The sequence below is a fragment of the Mycobacterium bohemicum DSM 44277 genome, assembly GCF_001053185.1.
GTDB classification, from domain to species: Bacteria; Actinomycetota; Actinomycetes; order Mycobacteriales; family Mycobacteriaceae; genus Mycobacterium; species Mycobacterium bohemicum.
Window position 1 is genome coordinate 1,389,740 of record NZ_CSTD01000001.1, and the last position, 25,876, is coordinate 1,415,615.

Annotated in this window: 22 protein-coding genes and 2 pseudogenes; 5 read left to right on the plus strand and 19 right to left on the minus strand. The window is 69.1% G+C overall.

Translation table 11 applies throughout. From position 1 onward, the window contains the following. Positions 1-18 precede the first annotated feature (18 nt). From BN971_RS06275 to rfbF, 7 genes are all read right to left on the minus strand, one after another. Positions 19-1,296: a sugar kinase gene (locus tag BN971_RS06275; RefSeq protein ID WP_085180282.1), complete on the minus strand. Its 1,278-nt coding sequence runs from the start codon at positions 1,294-1,296 to the stop codon at positions 19-21. Then, positions 1,268-2,350 (minus strand): 3-dehydroquinate synthase, encoded by a 1,083-nt coding sequence (locus BN971_RS06280; protein ID WP_085180283.1) that lies wholly within the window; start codon positions 2,348-2,350, stop codon positions 1,268-1,270. The genes BN971_RS06275 and BN971_RS06280 overlap by 29 nt, the downstream gene beginning before the upstream one ends. Beyond that, positions 2,347-3,042, minus strand: coding sequence for an SDR family NAD(P)-dependent oxidoreductase (locus BN971_RS06285; RefSeq protein WP_342744110.1), 696 nt, complete (start codon positions 3,040-3,042; stop codon positions 2,347-2,349). Before BN971_RS06285 ends, BN971_RS06280 begins: the two co-directional genes overlap by 4 nt. A gap of 132 nt (positions 3,043-3,174) precedes the next feature. Further along, entirely contained in the window at positions 3,175-3,975 is an 801-nt protein-coding gene (locus tag BN971_RS06290; protein WP_085180285.1) for an aldolase/citrate lyase family protein, read from the minus strand. A 170-nt stretch (positions 3,976-4,145) separates the two neighbouring features. Continuing rightward, positions 4,146-5,954, minus strand: coding sequence for a thiamine pyrophosphate-binding protein (locus BN971_RS06295; RefSeq protein ID WP_085180286.1), 1,809 nt, complete (start codon positions 5,952-5,954; stop codon positions 4,146-4,148). After that, on the minus strand, positions 5,951-6,883 hold the full coding sequence (locus BN971_RS06300) for a glycosyltransferase family 2 protein (RefSeq protein WP_245836635.1): 933 nt from the start codon (positions 6,881-6,883) through the stop codon (positions 5,951-5,953). Before BN971_RS06300 ends, BN971_RS06295 begins: the two co-directional genes overlap by 4 nt. Before the next feature lie 5 nt (positions 6,884-6,888). After that, positions 6,889-7,665, minus strand: coding sequence for a glucose-1-phosphate cytidylyltransferase (gene rfbF / locus BN971_RS06305; RefSeq protein WP_085180288.1), 777 nt, complete (start codon positions 7,663-7,665; stop codon positions 6,889-6,891). Between the two features lie 148 nt (positions 7,666-7,813). On the opposite strand from rfbF, the gene rfbH reads away from it, so the two are divergent. From rfbH to BN971_RS06320, 3 genes are read left to right on the plus strand one after another with little or no spacing between them, the layout of a single operon-like run. Further along, entirely contained in the window at positions 7,814-9,178 is a 1,365-nt protein-coding gene (gene rfbH, locus BN971_RS06310) for a lipopolysaccharide biosynthesis protein RfbH (RefSeq protein ID WP_085180289.1), read from the plus strand. A 2-nt stretch (positions 9,179-9,180) separates the two neighbouring features. Next, positions 9,181-10,197, plus strand: coding sequence for a CDP-glucose 4,6-dehydratase (gene rfbG, locus BN971_RS06315; protein WP_085180290.1), 1,017 nt, complete (start codon positions 9,181-9,183; stop codon positions 10,195-10,197). Beyond that, positions 10,194-10,682 (plus strand): GtrA family protein, encoded by a 489-nt coding sequence (locus tag BN971_RS06320; RefSeq protein WP_085180291.1) that lies wholly within the window; start codon positions 10,194-10,196, stop codon positions 10,680-10,682. Before rfbG ends, BN971_RS06320 begins: the two co-directional genes overlap by 4 nt. Before the next feature lie 13 nt (positions 10,683-10,695). Here the strand turns inward: BN971_RS06320 and BN971_RS06325 are convergent, their stop codons facing one another. From BN971_RS06325 to mutA, 7 genes are all read right to left on the minus strand, one after another. Next, entirely contained in the window at positions 10,696-12,141 is a 1,446-nt protein-coding gene (locus tag BN971_RS06325; RefSeq protein WP_085180292.1) for a hypothetical protein, read from the minus strand. Positions 12,142-12,151: 10 nt separating this feature from the next. Then, the gene (locus BN971_RS06330) at positions 12,152-12,427 is read right to left on the minus strand and encodes a hypothetical protein (protein ID WP_139027056.1); all 276 of its coding nucleotides are present in this window, start codon (positions 12,425-12,427) and stop codon (positions 12,152-12,154) included. After that, positions 12,412-13,662 (minus strand): glycosyltransferase family 87 protein, encoded by a 1,251-nt coding sequence (locus BN971_RS06335; protein WP_139027057.1) that lies wholly within the window; start codon positions 13,660-13,662, stop codon positions 12,412-12,414. The genes BN971_RS06330 and BN971_RS06335 overlap by 16 nt, the downstream gene beginning before the upstream one ends. A gap of 182 nt (positions 13,663-13,844) precedes the next feature. Then, positions 13,845-15,131 carry an esterase/beta-lactamase LipL gene (gene lipL, locus BN971_RS06340; protein ID WP_085180294.1) on the minus strand — a complete coding sequence of 429 codons (1,287 nt, stop codon included), beginning with the start codon at positions 15,129-15,131 and terminating at the stop codon, positions 13,845-13,847. A gap of 63 nt (positions 15,132-15,194) precedes the next feature. Then, positions 15,195-16,175: a methylmalonyl Co-A mutase-associated GTPase MeaB gene (gene meaB, locus BN971_RS06345; protein ID WP_085180295.1), complete on the minus strand. Its 981-nt coding sequence runs from the start codon at positions 16,173-16,175 to the stop codon at positions 15,195-15,197. 79 nt (positions 16,176-16,254) lie between these two features. Further along, positions 16,255-18,549, minus strand: coding sequence for a methylmalonyl-CoA mutase (gene scpA / locus BN971_RS06350; protein ID WP_085180296.1), 2,295 nt, complete (start codon positions 18,547-18,549; stop codon positions 16,255-16,257). A 4-nt stretch (positions 18,550-18,553) separates the two neighbouring features. Then, positions 18,554-20,389 carry a methylmalonyl-CoA mutase small subunit gene (gene mutA, locus BN971_RS06355; RefSeq protein WP_085180554.1) on the minus strand — a complete coding sequence of 612 codons (1,836 nt, stop codon included), beginning with the start codon at positions 20,387-20,389 and terminating at the stop codon, positions 18,554-18,556. A gap of 179 nt (positions 20,390-20,568) precedes the next feature. Between mutA and BN971_RS06360 the strand changes: the two genes are divergently transcribed. Then, positions 20,569-21,333: a TVP38/TMEM64 family protein gene (locus BN971_RS06360; RefSeq protein ID WP_085180297.1), complete on the plus strand. Its 765-nt coding sequence runs from the start codon at positions 20,569-20,571 to the stop codon at positions 21,331-21,333. A 170-nt stretch (positions 21,334-21,503) separates the two neighbouring features. On the opposite strand, the gene BN971_RS26585 is transcribed toward BN971_RS06360, so the two are convergent. The 3 genes from BN971_RS26585 to BN971_RS06375 form a co-directional block, all read right to left on the minus strand. Then, the gene (locus BN971_RS26585) at positions 21,504-21,956 is read right to left on the minus strand and encodes a hypothetical protein (RefSeq protein WP_428978046.1); all 453 of its coding nucleotides are present in this window, start codon (positions 21,954-21,956) and stop codon (positions 21,504-21,506) included. Further along, positions 21,953-22,675, minus strand: coding sequence for a response regulator transcription factor (locus tag BN971_RS06370; protein ID WP_085180001.1), 723 nt, complete (start codon positions 22,673-22,675; stop codon positions 21,953-21,955). Before BN971_RS06370 ends, BN971_RS26585 begins: the two co-directional genes overlap by 4 nt. Positions 22,676-22,741: 66 nt before the next feature. Beyond that, entirely contained in the window at positions 22,742-24,061 is a 1,320-nt protein-coding gene (locus BN971_RS06375; RefSeq protein WP_085180000.1) for an MFS transporter, read from the minus strand. 110 nt (positions 24,062-24,171) lie between these two features. Between BN971_RS06375 and BN971_RS25630 the strand changes: the two are divergent. Next, positions 24,172-24,348 (plus strand): annotated as a pseudogene (locus tag BN971_RS25630) (nitroreductase family deazaflavin-dependent oxidoreductase); the annotation flags it as partial. 100 nt (positions 24,349-24,448) lie between these two features. Here the strand turns inward: BN971_RS25630 and BN971_RS06385 are convergent. Both BN971_RS06385 and BN971_RS06390 read right to left on the minus strand, forming a co-directional pair. Continuing rightward, positions 24,449-24,709 (minus strand): annotated as a pseudogene (locus BN971_RS06385) (DoxX family protein); the annotation flags it as partial. Between the two features lie 9 nt (positions 24,710-24,718). Beyond that, positions 24,719-25,852: an SPFH domain-containing protein gene (locus BN971_RS06390; protein ID WP_085179997.1), complete on the minus strand. Its 1,134-nt coding sequence runs from the start codon at positions 25,850-25,852 to the stop codon at positions 24,719-24,721. Positions 25,853-25,876: the final 24 nt, after the last annotated feature.

The following is a 25,876-nucleotide window of genomic DNA, read 5'->3' on the forward strand; positions in this document are numbered from 1 at the left end:
AGGTCGGCGCACAGGTCCCTACATCCGGCCCGCCAACACGGCCAGCCCCCGTAGCGCCATGTCCCCTCCCGCCGCAACCCTCGCCGGACGGCCGAGCCCGGCCCGGATCGCGTCACGCAGCGGGCCGAACCGCTGGGCCACTCCCCCGCAGAACAGCAGCTCGTCGCCGGGTTGGAACCCGACGTCCGCCGCGCCGTCGACATACGGGGCGGCAACGGACGCGACGAGTGCCCGCAGCAGGTCTTCGGCGCTGTCGGCTTCGGTGATGCCGGACCATCCGCCCCCGCCGGGCCCCGCGAAGGTCGGCTGCGCGCGCAGCATCCCGGATCGCCCGGGCGCGGCCGCCGCCTCGGCCGCCCACCGCCAAGCCTCCTCGTCGGCTCGCCCGCGGGACAGCAGTGCGACCCCCCGGGTGAGCGCTCGCCCGGCCGGCAGGTGCGTCTTGGTGTGCAGCAGCCGCCCGTCAAAGTACGGGCGCGTCTGGCAATCGTCCCCCGCGTGCCCATCGCCGAGCCGGGCCACCTGCCCCCCGGTCGAGATGTTGAAAGCCGTGACGCCCGCGTCGATCCCCGCACCCAGAAGGGCAGCCTGCTGGTCGCCCACCGGGGTCACGACCGCGGCGCCCGACCCGCGGTGGACACCCACCACGGTCGGCACCGCGGTCACTTGTGGCAGTGACAACCTCTGCCCACCAATCACATTGGCGATCTCCTGCGACCACGCACCGGCCCTGAGGTCGTACATGCCCGAGGCGGCCGCGTCGGTGGCGTGCTGGAGGAACGTCGCATCCTCGGTGAGTGACGCCGCCACCCAGGACAGCAGGCTGTGCAGGCGGAGCGGGCCGTCGAGCGCCGTGAGATCGGTTGCGTAGACACCGGCTACGGGGAGGCCGGGGCGCAGTTCGTTGCCGACGGCATGCCACACCTCGGGTGGCAGCGTGGCACGAAGGCGATCAAGGAAGCTGATCCCGTCGCACAGCATCAGCGCCCGGTTGTCCTGCCAGGTGGCCAACCGAAGGTGTGGGACGTTGCGTTCGTCGGTCAGCGTCCAGCCGTGCATCTGGCCGCTGAGCAGGATCAGCTCAGGGCGACCGGCCAGCCCGAGGACTGAGTGGATGGCCGCTTCGACGGCCGCCAGTACGGTGGCGGGGTCGACGGTGCGGTGCGGACCGTCCAGCGAGGAGAACGGCGGGAACGGGAACTTCCGTTCGCCGGCGATGCCGTCGTCGGGATGCAGCACCGCCGCCTTGACGTAGGTGGCGCCGAGGTCAACGAGAAGCGAACAGCGGTGTGCCATCGAGGTATTCCGCGACCTCGGCCACGAGGGTCTCGTCGAGCGGCTTCGGCACGATCCTCAGATCGCCCTCGTCGTGCAGCACGGCGAAGTACATGACGCCCTTGCGCACCTTCTTGTCGCGCTTGAGCGTATCCACGAGTTCGCGCGCGGACGGAATGGCCGCGATGGTGTAGTCGGTGTTCGCGGCGAGGACGGTGCGGATCCGTTCGGCGGTCTCGGGATTGGTCAATCCCCATTGCACGCCGAGGAAATTGATGAGATCCATGCCCCACATCACCGCGATACCGTGCGGAACCTCGTTGTGGGTGAGCGCTTCCAGGGCGTGGCCGAAGCTGTGACCGTAGTTGAGCACGCGCCGCAGATCCGACTCGTGCTCGTCCTGCTCGATGACCAGCCGCTTGCTCTCCAGGGCGTTGCGGATCATCTGCAGAGCGTGCGGGTTGCGGTGGCCGCCGTCGCGCAGCGCCTCGACGAGCTCGTCGAAGAAGGCGCCCTCGTTGGTGAGCGCCAGCTTGTATATCTCGCCGTATCCGGAATCGATCTCCACCTCCGGCAGGCTGTTCAAGAACTCCGAGCAGATGACGACGTGGCCGGGCGAGTGGAACACGCCCAGCTGGTTTTTCAGCGGGAGCACGTTGATGCTGGATTTCGCCCCGATGCAGCTGTCCGCCTGGCTGAGCAGCGTCGTCGGGACAAACGTCCACGGCACCCCGCGGTAGTAGATGTGGCACGTGAAGGTCGCCACATCCTGTATGACGCCACCGCCGACCGCCACGATGTGCGCCGATCGGGTCGCCTTGTTTTCCAGCAGCCAGTCGACGAAATGGCTTACGCCGGAGAGGGTTTTGCTCTCCTCGTTCGCCTCGATCCGGTACGTCGGGTGTTCCAGCAGCCCACTCAGGGCGTCACCGTAGAGCTCGACCAGCGCCTCGTCGATGATCACGAAGGTCTCGGCGCCCGAGTCGACCAGCGCGGGGACCATCGAAACCTCGGGGACGAAGTCCACCGGGTAGTCGCCCTGCTCGGACTTGATGATCATCCGATCCTGGGTCATACGCACAAGAAACCTCCGTCGATCGCGATGGACTGCCCCGTGATGTAGGTGTTGTCGGCGGACACCAGCCAGGAGATGAAGGACGCGATTTCCTCGGGCTCGGCGAGGCGGCCGACCGGGATGCGCTCGGCCAGCGCTTGGAGCTGCTCGGCGTCGTTGTTCTGGTAGGTGAGGTCGGTGAGCACGAATCCCGGGGCCACGCAGTTGGCCAACACACCGAAACGGCCATACTCCACGGCCACCGACCGCATCATCTCCTCGATCGCGGCCTTGGAGGCGCTGTAGGCCACCCGGCCGCGGCGGGCGCGATGGGCGTACACGCTGGATATGGCGACCACCCTGCCGTATCCCGCGGCGGCCATCCGGGGCAGCAGACCTTGCAGGAGTTGCAGATTGGCGTTCACGTTCACCTGCTGGGTGGCCGACCAGTTCTCTTGCGAAATCTCCCCCACCGGCTCCGGATTGTTGACTCCGGCGTTGAGCACCAGAATGTCCACCCCGTCCTCGAGGGCGGCGAGGTAGGCGGCAACCGATTCGGGCGCGGCGAGATCCAATTCCTGACGGCCGGGTCTCAACACACGAATTCCTCTGGATTGCAACGCGTCAGCCACGCACCGGCCGATTCCCCTGGACGCTCCCGTGACGAGCGCCCGCTGCGAAGAGCTGGAAGTCACGTGGCTTTCAGAGCCCACGATCGCGGACGGAGCCGCCCGCCCGGCCGGAAACGGTCAAGTTCGCCCCTCCTGATTTGCGCGGGTCCACATTAGCGCCCGTTGCCGCCGTCGGCGGACCGGCGGCGGCAACAGGAAGCGAACAGATCGCGCTCAGTGGTGGTTGAGCACCTTCCAGCGGGCGTCGAGCATCTCGATCCGCTTGGCGTCCTCGTCGGTGATGTGGCCGTAGTAGTCGCGCTTGTTGAGCAGCCACAGCAATTCGAAGTGCACCGCGTTGAGCAGACCGTCGGCGATGGAGTCGAGCGTGCCCGCCGAGCCGTCGAACACCACCTTGCGGGTCTCGAAACGCGTCAGGTGCACCTGCGCGACATCGCGGATGACGTTCAGCGTGTCGCTGGAAATGGCGCCACCCAAGACGAGGTCGAGGCCGGCCGCCTTCGCCTTCTCGGCAACGGTGGTCACGTATTTGGTGATCTCGGGGGTGTTGATCGTCTCGCGGGTCTGGCCCAGCGATCCGGTGAAGTCGACGCGCCCGAACACGATGCCGTGCACGCCGCGGCCCTTGTTGGCCAGGTCCAGCATCTCGTCGATGTTGTTGTAGCCCGTGATCGTCTCGAGGTTGAACAAGAAGTCGGTGTCGAGCTCCTCGTCCTCGTCGTAGACGGCGTTCTTGGCCGCGATGTACTTCGAGAGCGCGTAGGCGGTCTCGACCATGGGCGCGACGATGTAGCGGACGCCGATCTGCTTGGCCTCCAGCAGGTCACGCATCGCCTCGCAGCCACCGATCTTGACGGTCAGCGGCAGACCCGCGGACCGGGCGATGTCGACCAGGCGCAGCAGTTCGTCGATCCGAGTCCCCTCGGCCTCGAACTCGGCCTTCACGCTCACCACGCCGTGCTTTTCTTTGCCCTCGCGCAGAATCTCCGACATCTGCCGTTCGGTCTTATTCACCGTGCCTCCCCAGCTAGGACCCCCCATTGATCTGGCAAGTATGATTCCGCGTCATCCGTTTTCGCGGGCGGTTTTCAACAAAACGGCGACCTAAATGCCGTCAAAATGAGGCCGGATTGGCGCAGGTGCGCAGCAATTGCGCTGTTATTGCGCCGTTATCAGGTCGCGCATCAGACCTGCGGAACCGCGGCGCCCAGATGCACGGCGACCCGCCGCTCCACGTCAGACGGCAAGTCGGGGCTCATCCGGTGCAGCGGATTCGACTTCATCGACCCGTCGGCCTGCACGGCTGAGCTGATCTTCGGGTAGTAGGTCTGGTCGGGGTCGATGGGCACCTCGATGAGCGCCGGACCGTCGGCTTCCAGCAGGGCGCGGACCGAGGGGGCATCGAGGCCGGAGTCGGGGTCGAGCTGGGCGAACGGGATCCGGTATGCCCGTGCCAGCGCCTCCCAGCTGGGCAGCCCGAGCCCGGTCTGCGCGTCGCAGCCCACCCAGGCCCCCCCGAAGTAGTTGCGTTGGGTCATCCTGATCGACGCGTACCCGTTGTTGTTGAGCACGAAGACCTTGAGGTTGACGCCGGTGGCGGCGAGGGTGCCGAGTTCCTGCAGGTTTTGCGCGAACCCGCCGTCGCCCTCGCTGAGCACTACCTGCCGGCCCGGGTTGGCCAGTGCCGCCCCGATCGCCCCGGACAGGCCGTAGCCCATGCTGGCGATCGCCTTGTTGGACAGCATTCGCTGATCAGCCCGCAATTGCAGGGCCTGCATGGTGACCGTGAACGATCCCCCGCTGCTGCAGGGGACGATGACCGCGTCGGCGGCGGCGACCTCGCCCAGCCGCATCGCGAACTCGTACGGCTTGACGTAGCCGGGGGCCGTTACGTTCTGCGGGTCATTCAGCGGCAGTTCCGTTCGGACCGAGGCGATGAACTCCCGCCAAGGCTGCCATCGCGCGGCGTCGCCCAGGTCGCAACCGTAGAGGTCGGCCATGAACCGGTCGGCGTCCCCGCAGAGCGGGAGATCGACCCGGGGGTGCCCCTTTTCCAGCTCGGCCGCGTCGATGTCGACTTGCACCACCCGCCCGACGGGGGCGAATTCTTCCCAGGCGAACCCGGTCTGCTGCAGTCCCAGCCGCGTGCCGACGGCGACGACCAGGTCCGCCTGCTGGATGAGGAGGTTGGCCGAGCGCTGTCCCCACGTGTTCGGGCGGCCCGCGTACATCGGGTGTTCGGCGGGCACCCGGTCCGCGCCGTTCCAGGTCGTCATGAGCGGGATTCCCGCGGCTGCGGTGCGCCGGCTCAGGGCGCGCGCGGCCGCACGGCTCACCCCGCCGCCGACCAACACGACGGGTCGCTCGGACTCACGCACCCACGCCGCGACGTGGCTCACCTGGTCCGACGGGACGCCGGGCAAGGGGGCCGCGTCCGGCAGCGCGACCGGGCCCTGACCCGGCAGCGGCGCGGCCGCCTGCGCGTCCAGGCAAACGTCGAGGAACACCGGTCCCTGCCTCGGTGTGCGGCCTTGCAGAACCGCGTCGAGGACGAGGTCGCGGCCTACCGGCCGCTCGATGCGCAGCGCCCGCTTGGTGATGCTGCGCACCAGCTCGACGCTGTCGATCTCCTGGATGCCGCGTTGACGCACGGCCCCGCGGCTCAGATCGCTGCTCTTGACCTGCCCGCCGATGACAAGGAGCTCGCGGCTTTCCTGCCACGCGCCGGCTACACCGGTGAGCGCGTTGGTGATGCCCGGCCCCGCCGTCACCAGCGCGAAGGCTCGGCCGCCGCCCTCGTCGCGCGCGGCGTTGAAGTATTCGGTCGCGATGGCCGCGCCCACCTCGTGCACGAACGGCACGCACACCATTCGAGTCCGCACCGAGTTCAGCAGGTGCATGATGTTGCCGCCGGCGACGAAGAAGCAGTGGGTGTAGCCGGCGCCCACCAGCCAGTCGACCAGCTGATCCGAGTACTTCGACGGGGCCGTCACACGCCCACCTTCCGGGTGACGACGAAGTTGGGGCGCTGCTTGACCTCCTCGTAGATCAGCGCCAGGTACTCGCCGACGACACCGAGCAGCAGGGTGACGATCCCGAAACCGACCAGCATCAGGCAGATCAGCGAGCCGAAGCCGGGGAACGGCACCCCGTAGAAGACGAAGCGCACCGCCAGCAGGAGCACGGCGACGGCCGCGATGCCGCTCAGGAAAAAGCCGGTCAACGTGATGATCCGCAGGGGCACGTAGGAATGGGCGAGGATGCCCTTGCCCGCCAGGTCGAGCACCTTGAACGTGTAGGCCTTGGATTCGCCGGCGAATCGGGGCGCCCGCTTCATCGGCAACCCGATCGACTTGAAGCCCACCCACGAAAACAGGCCGCGCACGAACCGGTTACGTTCGTCCATCGAGCGGACCGCCTCGTACACCTTGCGGTCCACCAAACGAAAATCGCTGGCGTTACTGGTGATTCGGTCGTCGGTGAGCCGGCCCGCCAGCCAGTAGAACAGCTGGGAGTTCATCCTGCGGATGGGCCCGGTGCCACCGCGCTCGGTCACCACCCCGTAGACGTTCTCGTAGCCCTGTTCCCACGCCCGGATCATGTCCGGGATGAAGTCCGGCGGGTCCTGCAGGTCGGCGGTCATCAGCACGACCGCGTCCGCGTCGACGACGTTGAGGCCGGCCGTCAGGCCCCCGTCCATCCGGAAGTTGCGCGCCAACTGCACGATCTTGAACCGCGGATCCGCGGCATGGATCTTGAGCAGCTTGTCCATCGTGTCGTCGCTCGAGCCGTTCTCGACGATGATCGCCTCGAAGTCGTACTCGGGCTCGGAGTCGAACACCGCGGCCAGCTGGCGGGCCAGCTCCTCGACGCATTCGCTCTCGTTGTAGGCGGGGGCGATGACGGCGATCTTCTTTTTCACTCCACCTACTCCCACACCTTCCACGGCGGGTTACCGCTGCTCCACAGGTTGTTCAGCAGCTGGGATTCCCGGAAGGTGTCCATCGGCTGCCAGAACCCGCGGTGGGGGAACGCGGCGATCTGCCGGTCCTCGGCCAGCCGCAGCAGCGGCTTTTCCTCCAGCACAGTCTCGTCGCCCTCCAGATAGTCGAAGACGCCGGGCTCGAAGACGAAGTAGCCGATATTGATCCAGTCGTCGGTCTTGGGCTTCTCCCGGAACTTGGCGACGGCGCCGTCCTGCTCGAGGTCGAGGACCCCGAAGCGGCTCATCGGCTGGGTCGCCGTCACGGTGGCCAGCTTGCCATGCTCGCGGTGAAACTTGATCAACGCGTGGATGTCCACGTCCGCGATGCCGTCGCCGTAGGTGCACAAAAAAGTCTCGTTGCCCACGTACTTCTGCACGCGTTTGATCCGGCCGCCGGTCATCGTGCTCAGGCCGGTGTCGGCAACGGTTACCTGCCAATCGAATTCGGCGTGCGAGCCGTGGTAGCGGATGCTCGACTGGTCACCGAGGGTGATGGTGAAGTCCAGGTTGGACACCCCGTAGTTCGAGAAGTAGTCCTTGATGTATTCGCTCTTGTAACCCGTGCACACGATGAACTCGCAGATACCGTGGTGGCCAAGGATTTTCATGATGTGCCAGAGCACCGGGCGGCCACCGACCTCGACCATCGGCTTGGGGCGGAACTCGGTCTCCTCACGCATGCGCGTGCCCAGTCCCCCCGCCAGGAGTACGGCTTTCATGACCTGTCTTCCAATCTCACGGGTATGCAATCCCCCAGCGCCGTTCCGCTGACGCAGCGTCGCGCAGGTGACACACTAGCAATGCGGCGACGCGCCCGACGGGTTTTCGCGCCGCACCTGTAGGGATCGGACACGCTGAGGAGCTCTCATTTCAACACTCGACACCCAGACTTCGGGGGACGGGCTCGAGGCGGAACGCGCGGATATCCTCGCGGCGGTTCGCGGATACGCGAAGCGCAAGCTGGCGACCTCGGAGTTCGTGGCCGGCACCACGCCGGTCCCGGTTTCCGGCAAGGTTCTGGACCCGGAGGATTTCGCCGCCCTGGTGGACGCGTCGCTCGACGGCTGGTTGACCGCGGGGCGGTTCCATCCGCTGTTCGAGCGCGCCCTTTCCCGCTACGTGGGGGCCCGCGGCGCCGTCTTCGTCAACAGCGGTTCCAGCGCCAACCTGTGCGCGCTGAGCGCGCTGACCAGCCCAAAGCTGGGCAAGAACAAGAAGAGGTTCGGCAAGCGGCCGCTGGAGGCCGGCGACGAGGTGCTGACGGTGGCCTCCGGGTTCCCCACCACCGTCAACCCGATCATCCAGAACCGGCTGCGACCGGTCGTGGTGGACATCGAGCTGGGGACCTACGACGCCATCCCGGAGCGGCTCGCCGAGGCCGTCGGGCCCAAGACCCGCGCGATCATGATGGCCCACACGCTGGGCAACCCGTTCGACCTGGACACCGTGCAGGAGTTGTGCGACAAGCACGGCCTGTGGCTGGTCGAGGACTCCTGCGACGCGCTCGGTTCCACCTACAACGGCCAGCGCACCGGCAGTTTCGGCGACACCGCGACGGTGAGCTTCTACCCCGCCCACCACATCACCACCGGCGAGGGCGGGGCCGTGTTCGTCAAGTCGGCGCTGGTCCGCAAACAGGTGGAGTCGTTCCGCGACTGGGGCCGGGACTGCTACTGCGCGCCCGGCAACGACAACACCTGCCAGAAACGGTTCGAGTGGCAGCTCGGCGACCTGCCCAAGGGCTACGACCACAAGTACATCTACAGCCACATCGGCTACAACCTGAAGGCCACCGACATGCAGGCCGCGCTGGGCCTGTCGCAATTGACCAAGCTCGACGGATTCGTCCAGGCGCGCAAGGACAACTTCGACTACCTGACGGCACGGCTGTCCGGGGTCGAGGGGCTCATCCTGCCGGTGGCGACGCCGAAGTCCGACCCGTCCTGGTTCGGCTTCCCGATCACGCTGGACCCCGCGCACCCGGTCGACCGCACCAAGTTCATGCAGTTCCTCGACGAGCGCAAGATCGGTTTCCGGCAGCTGTTCGCCGGTAACCTGGTCAAGCAACCGGCCTACCGTGACGTGGATTTCCGGATCGTGGGCGATTTGACCAACACCGACATCGTGATGAACCGGACGTTCTGGGTCGGCACCTACCCGGGCCTGACGCGGCCGATGCTCGATTTCCTGGCCGACTCGATCCGCGAGTACATGGGCGAGGCCGCCCGGTAGCCGTGCACTATCTGATCACCGGGCACACCGGGTTCAAAGGGCCCTGGCTCGCGCTGCTCCTGCTCGGCCGCGGGCATCAGGTGTCCGGGCTGGCGCTCGACCCGGACGAGGGTGGCCTGTACAAGCGGGCAGGGCTCGCCGACCTGCTCGTGTCGGATTTCCGGGTGGACATCCGCGACGCGGAAGCCACCGCGGCGGCGGTGTCCGCCGCGGCCCCGGACGTGGTGGTGCACATGGCCGCCCAGTCGTTGGTGCGGGAGGGCTACCGCAATCCGCGCTACACCTACGAGACCAACGCCGTCGGAACGCTCAACGTGCTGCAGGCCGTCGCCGCCACCGGGTCGGTGCGCGCGCACGTCGTGATCACCACCGACAAGGTGTACCGCAACGTCAACCAGGAAGCCGGGTACGTCGAGAGCGATCCCCTGGGCGGCGACGATCCCTACAGCGCGTCCAAGGCGATGGCCGACCTGCTGACCCAGTCCTGGGTCCGCAGCTTTCCCGGGTGCCCCACCGCAATTGCCCGGGGCGGCAACGTGATTGGCGGCGGCGACATCAGCCGGGACCGGCTGGTGCCGGACCTGATCGCGGCCTACGCGCAGGGCCGGGCGCCGCTGTTGCGGTTCCCCCGGGCGGTGCGGCCGTGGCAGCACGTGCTGGACTGCCTGAACGGATACCTGACCCTGGCCGACGCGTTGCTGGGCGGCTCGGGCTCCGGTGAGTGGAACTTCGGGCCGGGCCGGGACAGTTTCGTCGAGGTCGGCCGGGTGGCCACGCTGGCGGCCGAACTGTGGGGCGGCGGCGCGCACTGGGACCTTCAGCCCGGGGTCCATCCGCACGAGGCCAATCTTCTGGCCCTCGACGCGTCGAAGGCGCAGCGCGAACTGGGTTGGCGTAACAGGCTGGGCTTCCGCGACGCGCTGGCGTGGACGATCGACTGGGAGCGGCGCGTGCACGGGGGCGCCGATCCGCTCACCGTGACCCGCGAGCAGATCGCCGCGTTCGACGGCCTGCCGTGACGGAGTTCGACCAGCCGGCCGAGCCCGCGGCGCCGGGCCCGCTCATCCGCCTCTTTCGCGACCAGCGGGTCGCCTTCCTCATCGTTGGTGTGATCAACACGGTCGTCGGCTTCGGGATCTTCGTGGTGTGTTCGGTGACCGTGGGCCACACGGTCGACCAGCGGTTCGGCAAGCTCGCCGGGACGTTGGTGACCATCGCGATCTCGCATGTGCTGAGCGTCCTGTTCGCCTTCGTGATGCACCGGCGGTTCGTGTTCCGGGTGCAGGGGCATGTGTTGCGCGACCTGCTGCGCTTCTGGAGCGTGTACCTCACCGGGCTCGGCATCAATGCCGTCGCCTTGCCGCTGCTGGTCGAGCTCGGAATGCAGCGCATTCCCGCGCAGGCGATCATCGTGGCGGCGACGACGCTGCTGAGCTACTTCGGCCACCGGCATTTCTCGTTCCGGCGCAGTGCCGCCGACGTCCAGGATGAACGGCCGGTTTGACGCGCAACGGATTTCAGGCGTCCGCGGACTCACGTGAGGGGCCCGGCCTGCGCGCATAGGAGATCACGATCGCCAGGCACGTGACCAGCCACAGCAGCGGCGCGAACAGGACCGTGGTGACGACGACCGGTCGGCTGCCGATCACCCCGACGGCACCCATCTGCCCGGCGATCTGCGCCTGGACCGGCGGGCTCGGCAGCGGAATCTGGGCGAGCGTGAGCGCGGTGACGAGGCTGAGCCAGACGCCCAGCGCGCGGCGGCGGTCCCCCAGCGCGCGAAAGCCGTCGAAGATGCCCGCCCCCGGCGGGCCGTCGGGATCCCGGACCAGGACGGCGGCGATCGGCAGCGCCAGCACCAGGTAATAGCGATTGCTGACGGCGGGGAACAGCGATGCGGTCGTCAACAGCAGGACGCCAGACATCACCGGCGGGATGCGCCGGCCGAGCACCACAACGGCGACGACCACGACGAGCAGGACGCCGTACCCGATCAACGACCGCGGGGCGGCGAGGAAGCCATCGGGGATCGTGCCGCCGGTCTGCTGCGCCTTGATGGCGTCGGGGATGGTGAGCAGCCCCTTGCCGAACGACACGTTCTCGTTGCTGACTCGCATGTGGAAGTTGCCGTAGCCGAGGGTGTTTCGGATCGACTGCAGGACGGTCCCGGGAAAGTCTCTGGGCCAGAACAGATAGGCGGCGATGTTTCCGACCGCGGCCGCGGCCACCGCCACGGTCCCCAGTCGCCACCGCCGGACCGCGAACAACGCAACGGCCAGCACGACGAATTGCGGCTTCAGCAAGGCGATCAGGATCACCATGATCGCGACCAGGCCCCATCGCCGCCGGCCCAGGGCCACCAGGAAGACGAGCGCGACCGGCACCACGAAGCCGGCGGAGTTGCCGCGGTCCACCACGTACCACGCCGGGATGGCCGCCAGCCCGCACGCCACGAAGACCACCACCCGCTCGAGGCCACGCGCGCCGCGGGCCGCCCACGCGGCCGGGCTGAGCACGGAGACCGTCAACACCAGCAGGTAGGCCAGCATCCCCACCCGCGGCGCGCCCAGCCACTTGCCGAGCAGCCCGAAGATCACATGCGGGACCATCGCGGCGGCCGGATAGGGATTGGGGAACGGCCGGTAATCGGGAGGCAGGAAAATCGGGTAGGGCTGCCAGGGATTCGGCCGCAGCGCCATGCTGACCTGCCAGGGGTAGTCGCTGAAGCAGTGCCGGCCCACCCTGGTGCCCCAGTCGAGCCAGCAGTCCTCGGGGACCAGGATCAGCGACGACATGGCGTCGATCGAAAAGTACTGGGTCAGAACGTAAGTCATGACCGCCGAAATCGCGGACGCCAACAGCACGGTGCCCAGCAGGATGTTGCGCTCGGACTGGCCGCAGGTCGTCGCGAGCCGCCCGCGGATGCCCGAATCGGTGCCGCGCGCGGCGGGTTCGTCTACCACTCGACTGGCCTCAGGCCGGTGCTTCCGAGGCGCGAAGCGGCGCACCCGATTCCGCCTCGCCGCCGGCCTGTTTGACGGTGGTCTCTCCCGTCGATGCGGGACGGCGCGCATAGGAGACGATGATCGCCGTGCACGCGATGAGCCAGAAGAGTGGCGTCAGTCCGACGGTGGTCAAGGCCAGCGTGCGGTAGCCCACGATGCCGACGGCGCCCATCTGGCCCAGGATCGGCTCCTTGATCGGCTGGGTCGAGATCGCGATCTGGGCGATGCTCAGCGCGGTGGCCACGCTGACGGTGAGGGCCACCACGGGGCGGCGGCCGCCCACGGCCGCGGGCCGGTCGAAGATCCCCTCCCCGTGCCGGGCGGCCCGTCCGGGTCCCGGGCGATGACCGCGGCGACGGGCAGGGCGAACACCAGGTAGTAGTCGGCCACCAGCGCCGGAAACAGCGCGGCGGTGGCGAGCAACACGATGCCCACCATGACCGGCGGGATGCGCCGTCCGAGCATCACGACGCAGGCGACGACCACCAGGACGATGACGTAACCGATCAACGAGCGCGGCGCGGCCAGGAATCCGTCGGGTATCGTCCCGCCCGTTTGTGAGGACTTCACGGCGTCGGGGAGCCACAGCAAGGCCCGCGCGAACGACACGTTGCGCAGGCCGACGAGTTGCTGAAACCAGCCGTAGCCCAAGGTGTTGTGGATCGCCTGCGCGATGGTGTGCGGAAAGTCGCGCGGCCACAACAGGAAGGCGGCCAGGTTCGTCACGGCCACCCCGCCGACGGCGATGCCGCCCAGCCGCCACTGCCGCGCCGCGAACAGCACGATGGCCAGCAGGGCAAACTGCGGCTTCACCAGCGCCGCCAGGATCACCATGACCGTGACCAGTCCCCAGCGCCCCCGGCACAGCGCCACCAGGAACACCAGGGCGACGGGCACCAGGAATCCCAGCGAGTTGCCCCGGTCGATGACCGTCCACGCCGGAATGGCCACCATCCCGCAGGCCACGAAGACCACCACCCGCTCCAGGCCGCGGGCCCCCCTGGCCGCCCAGGCGGCCGGGGTGAGGACGCACACCGTCAGCGCCAGTAGGTAGGCGAACAGGCCCAACCGTGGCACGCCCAGCCCTTTGCCCAGGAGCCCGAACACCGTCTGCGGCAGCATGCCGGCCGCCACGTAGTTGTTGTGCGCCGCTGTGAAATCGGGCAGCCCGTAGATCGGGTAGGGATCCCACGGGTTGGCGCGCAGGGCGTAACCCACCGGGACCGAGAAGTCGCTGAAGCAGTGCCGCCCGACGTTGACACCCCAGTCGAGCCAGCAGTCCTCCGGGATAGCCACCAGATACGACAGCACGTCGAGCGAGAAGTATTGGGTGAGCACGTAGCACGTGACCGCCGATAGCGCCGAGGCCAGCAGCACGGTGCCCAGCAGGATCGTGCGGGCGGGCTGGTTGGCGACTTCCACGGCGCGGTCTCGGACCGCCGGGCCCGCGCCCCGCAGCACCTCGACGGGTCGCTTCACACGCATCTCCTCGATTCCCCGGGAATCACAAGTGGGACCGCCGCGCCCCTGGGCTCAACCGCTCGGCAGTCTAACCCAGCGCCGTGGCCGGTTAGCCGGAATCGCGCCGCCGATCCCGCGGTCCCTCCCCCGATGTCCGGCACGGGGGATCGAAGCCGTTGCGGCCCAACCGGTTTGGCTGACTAACCGGCGACGGCCCCCGCATCGGAGTACGGCGACCCGAATTCCGTCACCGGCTCGAAGCCGCGCGTGCGGGCCCTGGCCGCGGCCTGCCGCAGCAGGGCGCTGATCCCGACGAATCCCGCGTGGTCGGAGAGCACGAACGGCGACAACAGCCGGTTGTGCACGAACGCGAAGGCCAGGCCGGTCGAGGGATCGGCCCAGCCCAGCGACCCGCCCAGCCCGACGTGCCCGAACCCGGGCATCACGTTCAGGAACGGCACGCTGTGGTAGCCGAGGTTGAAGCTCAAGGGAATCACCAGGTTTCGGTCCGGCCGCAGGTCCCGCTGACCGGTCAGGCGGTCGACCAGCTCACGCGACAGGAACTGGGTGCCGTCGACCTCGCCGTGGTTGGCGATCGCGCCGTACATCCGCGCCAGAGCGCGGGCGGTGACCACCCCGTTGGCCGCCGGGATCTCGGCATCCAGCAGCGGGGTGTGACCCTGGACGGCCTTCACCACGCCCTCGAAGTACATCGAGCGGAACGCGCCGGAGAGCTGGTGGGCCGCCCTGCGGGTCACGCAGCTGACCACCCGGTTCCTGACGAAGCTCTGCGGCATGATGATTTCGGCGACCCGGGTGGACGACCCGGCCGGCGGGCGGCCCAGGTGAACGCCGTCGGTGGCCAGCGGTTCGGCCAGCTCCTCGCGGAACAGCGTGCGCATGCCCTTGCCGGTGACGGCCCGCGCCAGCCCGGACATCAGCCACCCGTAGGTCAGTGCGTGGTAGGCGGATTTGCCGAACAGCCGGCCCGGGGCCGCCGCCGCGAGCCGCTCCTCCATCCCGAGGTGGTCCAGCAACTCGTCCATGGTGGCGCCGCGCAGCCCGGACAGGCCGGCCTGGTGCCGCATCACCTGGCGGACCGTCATCTCGGCCTTGCCGTTGGCCGCGAACTCCGGCCAGTACCGGGCCACCGGGGTGTCGTAGTCGATCAGGCCCCGATCGACGAGCCGGTGGATGACCGTCGAGGCCATCCCCTTGGTCGCCGAGAACACCATCGGGGCGGTGTCCGCCGACCACGGCACGCGTCCTGCCCGGTCGGACCACCCGGTCCACACGTCCATGACGGGCTGGCCGTCGAGGTAGACCGCGAGCGCCCCGCCACCGAATCGGTGCCCGGGAAACATGCTCGAGAAGGCGCGAACGACGCAGCCGAAATGTGAGTCCGCCGCGCCGGCCACGCGATGCCCTGCGTCAGGGGCATCGTGCTCACCGACCGCGCGTCGATCGACTCCAGTGTCCACCGTCACAAGGTCGAATTTACTTGGAATTCATACTTCCGGATGGCAAACATTTGATTATTTATCCTTCCGTTAGCGGGCCGCGGCGTTCAGTATTTGCTGGGCCGCCAGCGCGGGCGTCAGCTCGCCCGCCTTGACCTGACGTTCGACGTCGGCGCGCAGCTTGCGCACCTCCGGGTTCGACATCACCGCGTCCAGCACGGTGTCGCGGACCATCTGCCAGGTCCAGTCCACCTGCTGCGCCCGCCGGCGCGCCTCGAACTCCCCGGCCTCGGTGAGCACCCGGCGGTGACGCTCGATGGTCTCCCAGAGTTCGGCCAGGCCGGTCCCCTCCATCGCGCTCATCGTCAACACCGGCGGCCGCCACAGCGTTTCACGCGGGTGGATCAGCCGGATCGCCGACGACAGCTCCCGCGCGGCCAGCCGCGCCTCCGCGAGGTGCTCGCCGTCGGCCTTATTGACCACCACGATGTCGGCCAGCTCGAGGGCGCCCTTCTTGATGCCCTGCAGCTGGTCACCGGTGCGCGCCAAGGTCAACAGGACGAAGGTGTCCACCATGTTGGCCACGGCCACCTCGGACTGCCCGACGCCGACCGTCTCGACCACGATCACGTCGAAACCCGCCGCCTCCAACACGACAATTGTTTCCCGGGTGGCCTTTGCCACCCCGCCCAACGTGCCCGACGTCGGCGACGGCCGGATGTAGGCGTCGGGATGCACCGCCAGCCGCGCCATACGGGTCTTGTCGCCGAGGATGGATCCGCCGGTCCGCGTCGACGACGGGTCGACCGCCAGCACCGCGACCCGGTGACCCCGCTCGATCAGGTGCATGCCCAGCGCCTCGATGGTGGTGGACTTCCCCACGCCGGGAACCCCGGTGATGCCCACGCGGTGTGCGTCGCCGGAGTCGGGCGTCAGTTCCAGCAGCAGCCGCTGGGCCTGCTCGTGATGGTCAGGACGGGTGGATTCCAGCAGCGTGATCGCCCGCGGCAGTACGGCGCGGTCACCGCCGCGGATCGCGGTCGCGAGCTCCTCGACCGTGTGCGAGCTCATCGGAGCGCCGAGCGTGACGTCAGGGCGGACTTTGGACCGATTTCTCGCCGTGACGTCACGCTCGCGTGCAGGGTGGCCGTCACTGGCCCAGGTCGTACCCGAGCCGTTCGGCGAGCTTGTGCAGCAGGCCGATGGCGGCGTCGGCGATCACCGTTCCCGGCGGGAAGATCGCGGCGGCCCCGGCGGCGTACAGCTCGTCGAAGTCGTCGGGCGGGATGACGCCGCCGACCACGATCATGATGTCGGGCCGCCCCACCGCCGCCAGCGCGTCGCGCAGCGCCGGCACCAGCGTCAGGTGCCCGGCGGCCAGGGAGGAGACACCGATGACGTGCACGTCGTTGTCGGCGGCCTGGCGGGCCACCTCGTCGGGCGTGGAGAACAGCGACCCGACGTCGACGTCGAACCCGAGGTCGGCGAACGCGGTGGCGATCACCTTCTGGCCGCGGTCGTGCCCGTCCTGGCCCATCTTGGCCACCAGGATCCTGGGCCGGCGGCCGTCTGCCTCGGCGAACTTCTGGACTAGTTCGGTGGCGCTGGCGATGTTGGTGGCCTTTCCGGCTTCTCCGAATTCCTGGCGGTAAACCCCGGCGATGGTGCGGATCTCGGCCTGGTGGCGGCCGTACACCTTCTCCAGGGCGTCGGAGATCTCCCCGACCGTAGCCTTGGCTCGGGCCGCGTCGATGGCCAGCGCCAGCAGGTTGTTGCCCAGCCCGTCTTCCCCGGCTCGGCCATGGGCGCCCGCCGCCCGGGACAGCTCGGCCAGCGCGGCGTCGACTGCCGCCTGGTCGCGGTTGGCGCGCAGCTCTTGGAGTTTGGCCAGTTGTTCGGCGCGCACCCGGCTGTTCTCGACCTTGAGGACCTCGATCTTCTGCTCCTCGTCGACCCGGTACTTGTTGACCCCGATCACCGGCTGCTGGCCGGAGTCGATGCGGGCCTGGGTGCGCGCGGCCGCCTCCTCGATCCGCAGCTTGGGAATGCCGTCGCTGATGGCCTGCGCCATGCCGCCGTGCTCGGCGATCTCGGTGAGGTGCGCGCGGGCCTTCTGCGCGAGCTGGTGGGTCAGCCACTCCACGTAATACGAGCCGCCCCAGGGGTCGATCGGGCGGGTGGTGCCCGACTCCTGCGCCAGCACCAGCTGGGTGTTGCGTGCGATGCGGGCCGAGAAGTCGGTGGGCAGCGCCAGCGCCTCGTCGAGGGCGTTGGTGTGCAGGGACTGCGTGTGGCCCTGCGTGGCGGCCATCGCCTCGATGCAGGTGCGCGCGACGTTGTTGAAGGCGTCCTGGGCGGTCAGCGACCACCCCGAGGTCTGCGAATGCGTCCGCAGCGAAAGGGATTTGGGGTTCTTGGCGCCGAACCCGGCGACCAGTTCGCTCCACAGCAGCCGGCCCGCGCGCAGCTTGGCGACCTCCATGAAGAAGTTCATGCCGATACCCCAGAAGAACGACAGCCGCGGCGCGAACTTGTCGATGTCCAGCTCGGCGTCCAGCCCGGCCTTGATGTAGTCGACACCGTCGGCCAGCGTGTAGGCCAACTCCAGATCGGCCGTGGCGCCGGCCTCTTGGATGTGGTAGCCGGAGATCGAGATGGAGTTGAACTTCGGCATCTTGGCGCTGGTGTAGGCGAAGATGTCGGAGATGATCCGCATCGACGGCTTGGGCGGATAGATGTAGGTGTTGCGCACCATGAACTCTTTGAGGATGTCGTTCTGGATCGTGCCGGCCAGCTTCTCCGGCGGCACCCCCTGCTCCTCGGCGGCCACGACGTACAGCGCCAGGATCGGCAACACCGCACCGTTCATCGTCATCGACACACTGACCGCCGACAGGTCGATACCGTCGAACAGCTGGCGCATGTCGAGGATGGAATCGATTGCCACGCCGGCCATTCCGACGTCCCCCTGCACGCGGGGGTGGTCCGAGTCGTAGCCGCGGTGGGTGGCCAGGTCGAACGCCACCGACAGGCCCTTCTGGCCGGCGGCCAGGTTGCGGCGGTAGAAAGCGTTGGAGTCCGCGGCGGTGGAGAACCCGGCGTACTGGCGGATCGTCCAGGGCTGGTTCACATACATCGTGGGGTAGGGGCCGCGGACGAACGGCGGCTCACCGGGGAAGCTGTTCAACGGGTAGCCGTCGGCCTGCGCCGCGGCGCGGTCGGCCGCGATGTACACCGACTTGACGTCGATGTTCTCCGGCGTGTGCCAGCGCACCTGGTCGGCGGTGTAGCCGTGCGCCGACGCCGCGGCGGCGATGTGCCTTTCGGCCGCGGCCTCGGTGGGGGGCTCCGTCTGGCGGTCGCCGTGCAGCGGGACGCCGGCAAAGCTTTCGATCACGGGGGTGGTGGCCGGAGCCGCATGGCCGGCGACATCGTTAACCGTCATGGCGTCACGCTCCCAACCGGGTGAGCAGATTCGACAATGCTTGCACCGCATTGATTTTCGCGGTCAGGAACTCGTCGGGCCGGTCGGCCCCGGCGAGGTCGCCCGCCGCCTTCTCGGGCCCGGCCAGATAGACGGCCGCCACGCCCGCGTCGCGGGCGGCCCGCACGACGGACCCGGCCTCGTCCGCATAGCGCTTGTCGGTGCCGCAGATCACCGCGACCGGTGGCGACCCCACGTCCCGGACGGCGCCCGCGATCCCGCCGGCCTCCAGCGGTCCCGGGTTCACCGCCTCGATGCCGCCCGACGCCAGCAGGTTGGACGCGAACGTCGCCCGCACGTTGTGCTCGGCCAGGGGCCCCAGCGGCAGCAACAGCGCCCGGGGACGGGCGCCCGTGCGCGCCAGGTGGGCGTCGGAGCGGTCGCGCAGCGCCTCGAACTCCCCGGCGTAGCGGACCATCCGCCGATCGGCCGAATCATGTTGCGGCAAGGCGGGTTCCTCGAGGTTGGGGAACTCGTTGACCCCCGTGATCGCGGTGCGCCGGTGCGCGATGTCGTCGGCGCGTTGCGCGGCGACCTCGGCGATCCGGCCGGCGATGAAAGCGCTGGCGTCGACGAACCCCCCGCGGGATTCGATGGCCTGGAAGTGTTCCCAGGCTTGGCGGGCCAGCCGCTCGGTGAGGTCCTCGACGTACCAGGATCCGCCCGCCGGATCCAGCACCCGACCGACGTGCGACTCCTCGAGCAGCAGCAGCTGGGTGTTGCGGGCGATGCGACGCGCGAAACCGGCCGACACACCGGGGAATCCGCCGGGGATCGCGACGTCGAACGGGTGCACCAGCACGGTGTCGGCGCCCCCGACGCCCGCGCCGAACGCGGCCAGCGTGCCGCGCAGCATGTTCACCCACGGGTCGCGCTGGGTCATCATCGGCAGCGATGTCTCGGCGTGCAGGACGGCCGCCCCGCCGGACGCGTCGCCGACGACCTCGGCGACGCGCGCCCACAGTTGACGCGCGGCGCGCATCTTGGCGATCGTCAGGAACTGGTCGTCGTCGGCGGCCAACCGGAAGCTGATGTGCCGCAACGCTTCCCCCGCGGGCATTCCGGCTCCGGTGAGCGTGCGCAGGTAGGCCACCGCGGCCGCGATGCTGCCGGCGAGCTCCCACGATTCGTTGGCGCCGAGGTTGTGGAATGCGGGGCCGTCGACGGTGATCGCCCGCACGCCGTGGTGCTGGGCCATGCCAGTCGCGACCGCGACGACGTGTTCGATCGGTGGCGCCTGTCGGCCGCTGAGCTCGGCGGTCAGCGGGTCGGCGCCCAGGTCGATCGACAGCCCGGCGACCGCGTCCGCGTCGAGCTTTTCCACCAGGGCCAGCAGCGCGCCGGTGGCCTCTGCGTAGTCGGCGCCGACGTCGAGGATCACCGAAACCAGGTCCAGGTACACGCCGGAGAGCAGTTGCGCGAGCTCGGCCGGCCTGCCCTCCCGGATCACCAGCGCGCTGACCCCGTCGGACAGCGCGGCCAGCACGGCGGCGTTGGCGTCATCGGAGGGGCCGAACGCCTCCGCGACCTTCCAGCCCGCGGTGACGTCGCGCACCGCGTCACCGCCCCGCACGTAAGGCCATTCGCCGGGCAGCGGGGCCTCGGGCAGCTCGTCGAGCGCGGTGTAGAGCGCGCGGATCGCGATGCCGTCGTAGGTCGGGGTTTCCAGCAGCCGCTCGGGTTGGTCCCCAAACTCCGATGGATCCTTGCCGCGGCCCTTGGCCAGCACCCCGGCGACGGCGGCGCGCCAGCGTGCCTGAACCTGTTCCAGGTCGGCCAGCTCGGGTACATCAACGGACACCGATTGCTCCCTTTTTCCCAGCGCATCGCGCTGCTGATCCGGGTTCGCCACTTACTAATCAGGCTAAGTGATGCCGCCTGCGCCGAGAAATGCGAGGTGGGCCACCGGCGCCGGTCGGGTGATGAAACGCCAGGCTCGGGCAACGGATTATTCACCTCGGCCCCGTAACCTTGAGACCCGTGACGGCTTCCGCCACCAGCAGAATCACCACGACCCTCCGCGATCTCGGCAGCGCGCTGGGTGCCGCCGCGCGCCAGGTGTCCCGGCCGCGCATCGCCGCGACAGTGGTTGGGATCACAGTCCTGGTCGCGCTGGCGAGCTGGCTGCCGCTGCCCTCGCCGGTGCAGATGCGCGCCTGGGCGGAATCGGTGGGCCCGTGGTTCCCGTTGGCGTTCTTCCTCGCTCACATCGTCGTCACCGTGGTGCCCGTCCCCCGCACGGCGTTCACGCTGGCGGCCGGGCTCCTGTTCGGGCCGGTGTTGGGCATCGCCATCGCGGTGGTCGCCAGCACGGTGAGCGCGCTCATCGCGATGCTGCTGGTGCGCGCCGCGGGGTGGCGGCTGAACCGCCTGGTTCGGCACCGGTCCGTCGACACCGTGGACGAGCGGCTGCGGGAACGCGGCTGGCTGGCCATCCTGTCGCTGCGGCTCATCGCCGCCGTGCCGTTTTCGGCGCTGAATTACGCCGCCGGCGCGTCGGCCGTGCGGGTGCTGCCGTATGCGCTGGCGACGCTGGCCGGCCTGCTCCCCGGGACGGCGGCCGTCGTGATCCTCGGTGACGCGCTGGCCGGCCACCCGAGCTCGCTGCTGTATCTGGTGTCGGCGTGCACAGCGGCGCTCGGCCTGGCCGGGCTGATCGTCGAGATCCGCCACTTCCGCCGGCACCACCGCCGCCGGCACGTAGCAACCGACGAGCAAACGCCCGAAACCGCCGCCGTCGGCTGACCGGCCGCTCCGCCGCTACGACCGGCCGGGCATCTCTCACCGCCGCTGAAGTCAACCTGAAGATCCGGGCTCTTCCCCGCCCTCTTCAGGTTGACTTCAGACCACGTTCCTAGCGTCGCCGGCATCGCCCACCAGGAGACAGGAGGAGCAGTGACCGGCCAGGAATCGACTCACAGCACATTCGCGCAGGGGGAACCCGCGGTGCGGGACGCGCCCACGACCCCCGCCGAGCCGCGGCCGTCGGTGGTGCACCGCCATCCCGTCGGCGTGGCCATCGCCAGCGGGTTGGCCGGCCTGGTCGTCGGGGCCTTCGGTGCCGCCGGCCTCGTCGGCCTCTGGGCCCCGCCGTAGGCGGCGCCGTCGGCCGTGACCACGAGCGCCCGCACGGTGCCGCCGCTGAGCTGGGCGGCCATCTGGTTCGCCGGGGTGTGGGCCAGGGCGAGGGCGTCGGCGCGCGACGTCGCCGCGAGCAGCCGGCCGTTGAGGTCCCGGCGGGCCTCGGCGCGCAGGCTGACGTCGATGACCACCCCCAGCACCAGCAGCAGGACCGCAAGCAGGCCGAGCACGAGGGCGGTGACCCGGCGCTGCAGCGACGGCGCCGGCGTCGCGGGGTCGACCGTCATGATCGACGGGGCTGCAGTCGATACCCGATGCCGCGGACGGTGTGCAGGATGCGCGGGCCGTGCGCCTCGAGCTTGCGCCGCAGCCCGCTGACGTGGACCTGCACCAGGTTCGGGTCGTACGCGTCGTAGCCCCAGACCGCGTTGAGGATCTGGTTGGCGCTCACGATCCGGCCGCGCTGCTCGATGAGGAAGCGCAGCAGCCGCAGCTCGGTGGCGGTGAGGCCCAGCTCGCGTCCCGCGCGGGCGGCGACGCCGGCCTCGGCGTCGACGACCAGATCCCCCACCTGAAGCGCCTGCGGCAGGCGTCCGCGCCGGCGCAGCACCGCGCCCACCCGCGACACGAGTTCGGCCAGCTCGAACGGCTTGACCACGTAGTCGTCGGCGCCGCCGTCCAGGCCGCGCACCCGGTCCTGCAGCGCATCGCGGGCCGTGATCATGACGATGCCGACGTCGCACCACTCGCGGATCACGTCGACGAGCGCGAACCCGTCGCGACCCGGCAGCATGACGTCCAGCACCACCAGGTCGGGCCGCAGCCCCTCGAGCGCGTCCTCCAGCCCGTCGCCGTCGGGTCGGAGATCGGCGTGGTAGCCGGCGTCCGTCAGCGCCTCGCCGACCATCTCGCGGATGGTCTCGGAGTCCTCGACCACCAGCACCCGCGGAGCGCCCGCGGTGGACCGATCGGCCGGGCGACGGTCGGCGCGCGCGAAATCCGTCATGGCCCCATTGTCAGCGCGCCAAGCTGAAAACAATCTGAAGCGCGCGGGTTGCCGCACCCACCTCGGCTAATCCGACGGCTGGGCTTCCAGCACGTCGCGCGGTTCGCTCGACGGTTCCGTGCCCGGGAGCGGCCTGCCCGCCACCTCGGGGGTGAAGAACAGCGTGATGGCGCCGACCAGCCCGGCGAACATGAGCATGTAGGCCGGGACCATCGGGTTGCCGGTCCCGGCGACCAGCGACTCGGCGATCAGCGGGGTGGTGCCGCCGAATGCCGACACCGCGACGTTGAAACCGATCGACAGCGCGCCGTAGCGCACGCTGGTCGGAAACAGCGCGGGCAGGATGGCGGGCTCGAGGCTGCTCAGGAAGAGCATCGCCGAGCCGACGAGGAGCACACCGGCGAACTTGCTGGGATAGCCGCCGCCGTAACGCATCAGCGAGAACGCCGGTAACGACACCGCCAGGAGCAGCCCGCATCCCGTCCACATCAGGGGCTTCACGCCGATGCTGTCCGACAGCTTTCCCACCGATACGACGGCGGTCATCAGCAGGGCCAGCAGCACCAGCACCATCGCCAGCGCCATCGTGTCCGGCAGGTCGACGGTCTTCTTGAGGTAGGTCGGCACGTAGCCGCTGATCATGTAGCTGGTGTCGCTGATGGCCAACTCCAGGCCGATGCACAGCAGCAGCGGACGCCATTGCTCGACGACCGTGCGCCAGAACTGCCCGTGAGCGGAATCGGTCGCGGCCTCGCGGTGCGCCCGCTCGTAGACGGGCGACTCGTCGATCCGCGAGCGCAGGTACAGCGCGATCAGCCCGAGCGGGGCGGCCAGCAGGAACGGTATGCGCCAGCCCCAGGCCAGCATGTCGTCCTTCGGGAGCGCGGTATTCAGGACGGTCACCAGGGCCGCGCCCGCGACGAAGCCGCCGAGCGTCCCCAGCGGCAGGAACCCGGCGAGCATCCCGCGCTTGTGGTCCGGGGCGTGTTCGTCGATGTAGGTCATCGCGCCCGCGTACTCCCCGCCCGACGACAGGCCCTGGCAGACGCGGATCACGGTGAGCAGGATCGGCGCGGCGAATCCCAGCGTGTTGTAGCCCGGCAGCACACCCGTCGCGGCCGCGCACACGGCCATCATGGAGATCGTCATCACCAGCACGGGCTTGCGGCCGATGCGGTCGCCGAGGGGGCCGAAGATGAACCCGCCGAGCGGCCGCACGACGAATCCCGCCGTCATCGTGGCGAAAGTGGCGATGAGGTTGCTCGCGCCGGAGTTGTTCCCGGGGAAGAAGGTCTGGGCCAGCAGGGTGGCGACCAGGCTGAACAGCGTGAAGTCGTAGGCCTCCATGAAGTTGCCGATCGCTGTGCCCTGGATCGATCGATGCATCGAGTGGCTGTCGGGTGTTTGGCGCCGGCCCTCGCCCGGTATTTGACTCATTGAGATGGCGGCATACCCCGAACGGCCAGCGACTATTCGGCCCGGCGAAGGAGGGACGCGTGACCGATGATGGCTCGCCATCGGTGACCGCGAGGATCGCCGCGCGACTGCTGCGGTGGCGGCGTTTCACGCGCGCACCGGTGTGGATCTTTCGGGCCCGCGCGGGCGCCGTGTTCGGCTCCCGCGTCCTGATGCTCGAACACACCGGGCGCAAGTCGGGCGCGCGACGCTTCGCCGTCAGCGCCTCCGGTCCGAAATCGGGCCGGAATGACGGGAAGTAGCAAAATTGGAATGGTTCGGATTTGGCGTCGTCGCCGCGAAAACGCAGAAATACGTGTGCGCGCCCACGGCCAGCGTGAAATACAGCGTCAGCATCGCCGTCGTCAGGCGCGCAAGGGCGGGGAACCAGGTGACCGAGAGCAGCCCGACGGCGGCCGCGCCCTTGACCACCGGGAGCACCGGGCGCACCCCCTCGGGGACGCCCAGGTCGTCCAGGATCTTCTTGATCGGAGCGACCTGGACCGCGCAGGCCACCGCGTCGGCGGCATGGAACGCGGCCAGGCCGGTGTAGGTCTTGGGTGACGTCAAAGCGCTCATGCGGCAATCCTATTGAGTGAGCTCGGGCGGCGCGGCGTGGGCGCTGTCCACCGGCTGGCGGGCGATCGCCTCGGCGTTGGCCACCGCCTGCGCGATCGCGGGGTCGGTCTCGGTGGAGAACCAGTCGGCGATGTCCGCGTCGTCGCCGGCCGCGTGCTGGGGCGCGTCATCGGCGGGCGACGGCTCGAACCGGAACACCCCGTCCTCGCCCGGCTTGCCCAGCAGCCGGGTGAAGCCCTGGAGCGCCGCACTGAAGTCACTGGGCACCACCCACACCTTGTTGGCGTCGCCGCGGGCCATCTCCGGCAGCGTCTGCAGGTACTGGTAGGCGAGCATCTCCGGGGTCGGCCGGCCGGCCTTGATCGCCGCGAACGTCTTCTCGATGGCCTTCGCCTGCCCCTGCGCGCGCAGGTAGGCGGCGGCGCGCTCACCCTGGGCCCGCAGCATCCGCGACTGCCGGTCGGCCTCGGCGGCCAGGATCGCGGCCTGCTTGGCGCCCTCCGCGGCCAGGATCTGCGCCTGCTTCTGGCCCTCGGCCTGGGTGATCGCCGCCTGCCGGGTGCCCTCGGCGGTCAGGATCATCGCCCGCTTCTCCCGGTCGGCCTTCATCTGCTTTTCCATCGACGCCTGGATCGACGGCGGCGGGTCGATGCTGCGCAGCTCGACCCGGGCCACCCGCAGCCCCCAGCGGTTGGTGGCCTCGTCGAGCACGCCGCGCAGTTGCGCGTTGATCACCTCGCGCGAGGTCAGGGTCTGCTCCAGCGTCATGCCGCCGACCACGTTGCGCAGCGTGGTGGTGGTCAGCTGCTCGACGCCGACGATGTAGTTGCTGATCTCGTACACCGCCGCCTGCGGAACGGTGACCTGGAAATAGACCACGGTGTCGATGTTGAGGGTCAGGTTGTCCTCGGTGATCACCGGCTGCGGCGGGAACGACACCACCCGCTCGCGCAGGTCCACCCGCGCGCGGATGCGGTCGATGAACGGCACCAACAGGGTCAGCTGGCCGCTGACCGTGCGGCTGTACCGACCCAACCGCTCGATCACCGCGGCCTCCGCCTGAGGTACGAGCGCGACCGACTTGGCCACCACCACGACGGCGAAGATGACCAGGAAGGCCAGCACTATCAATCCAGCAATCACCGGATTTCCTTTCTCTCGCAGCGA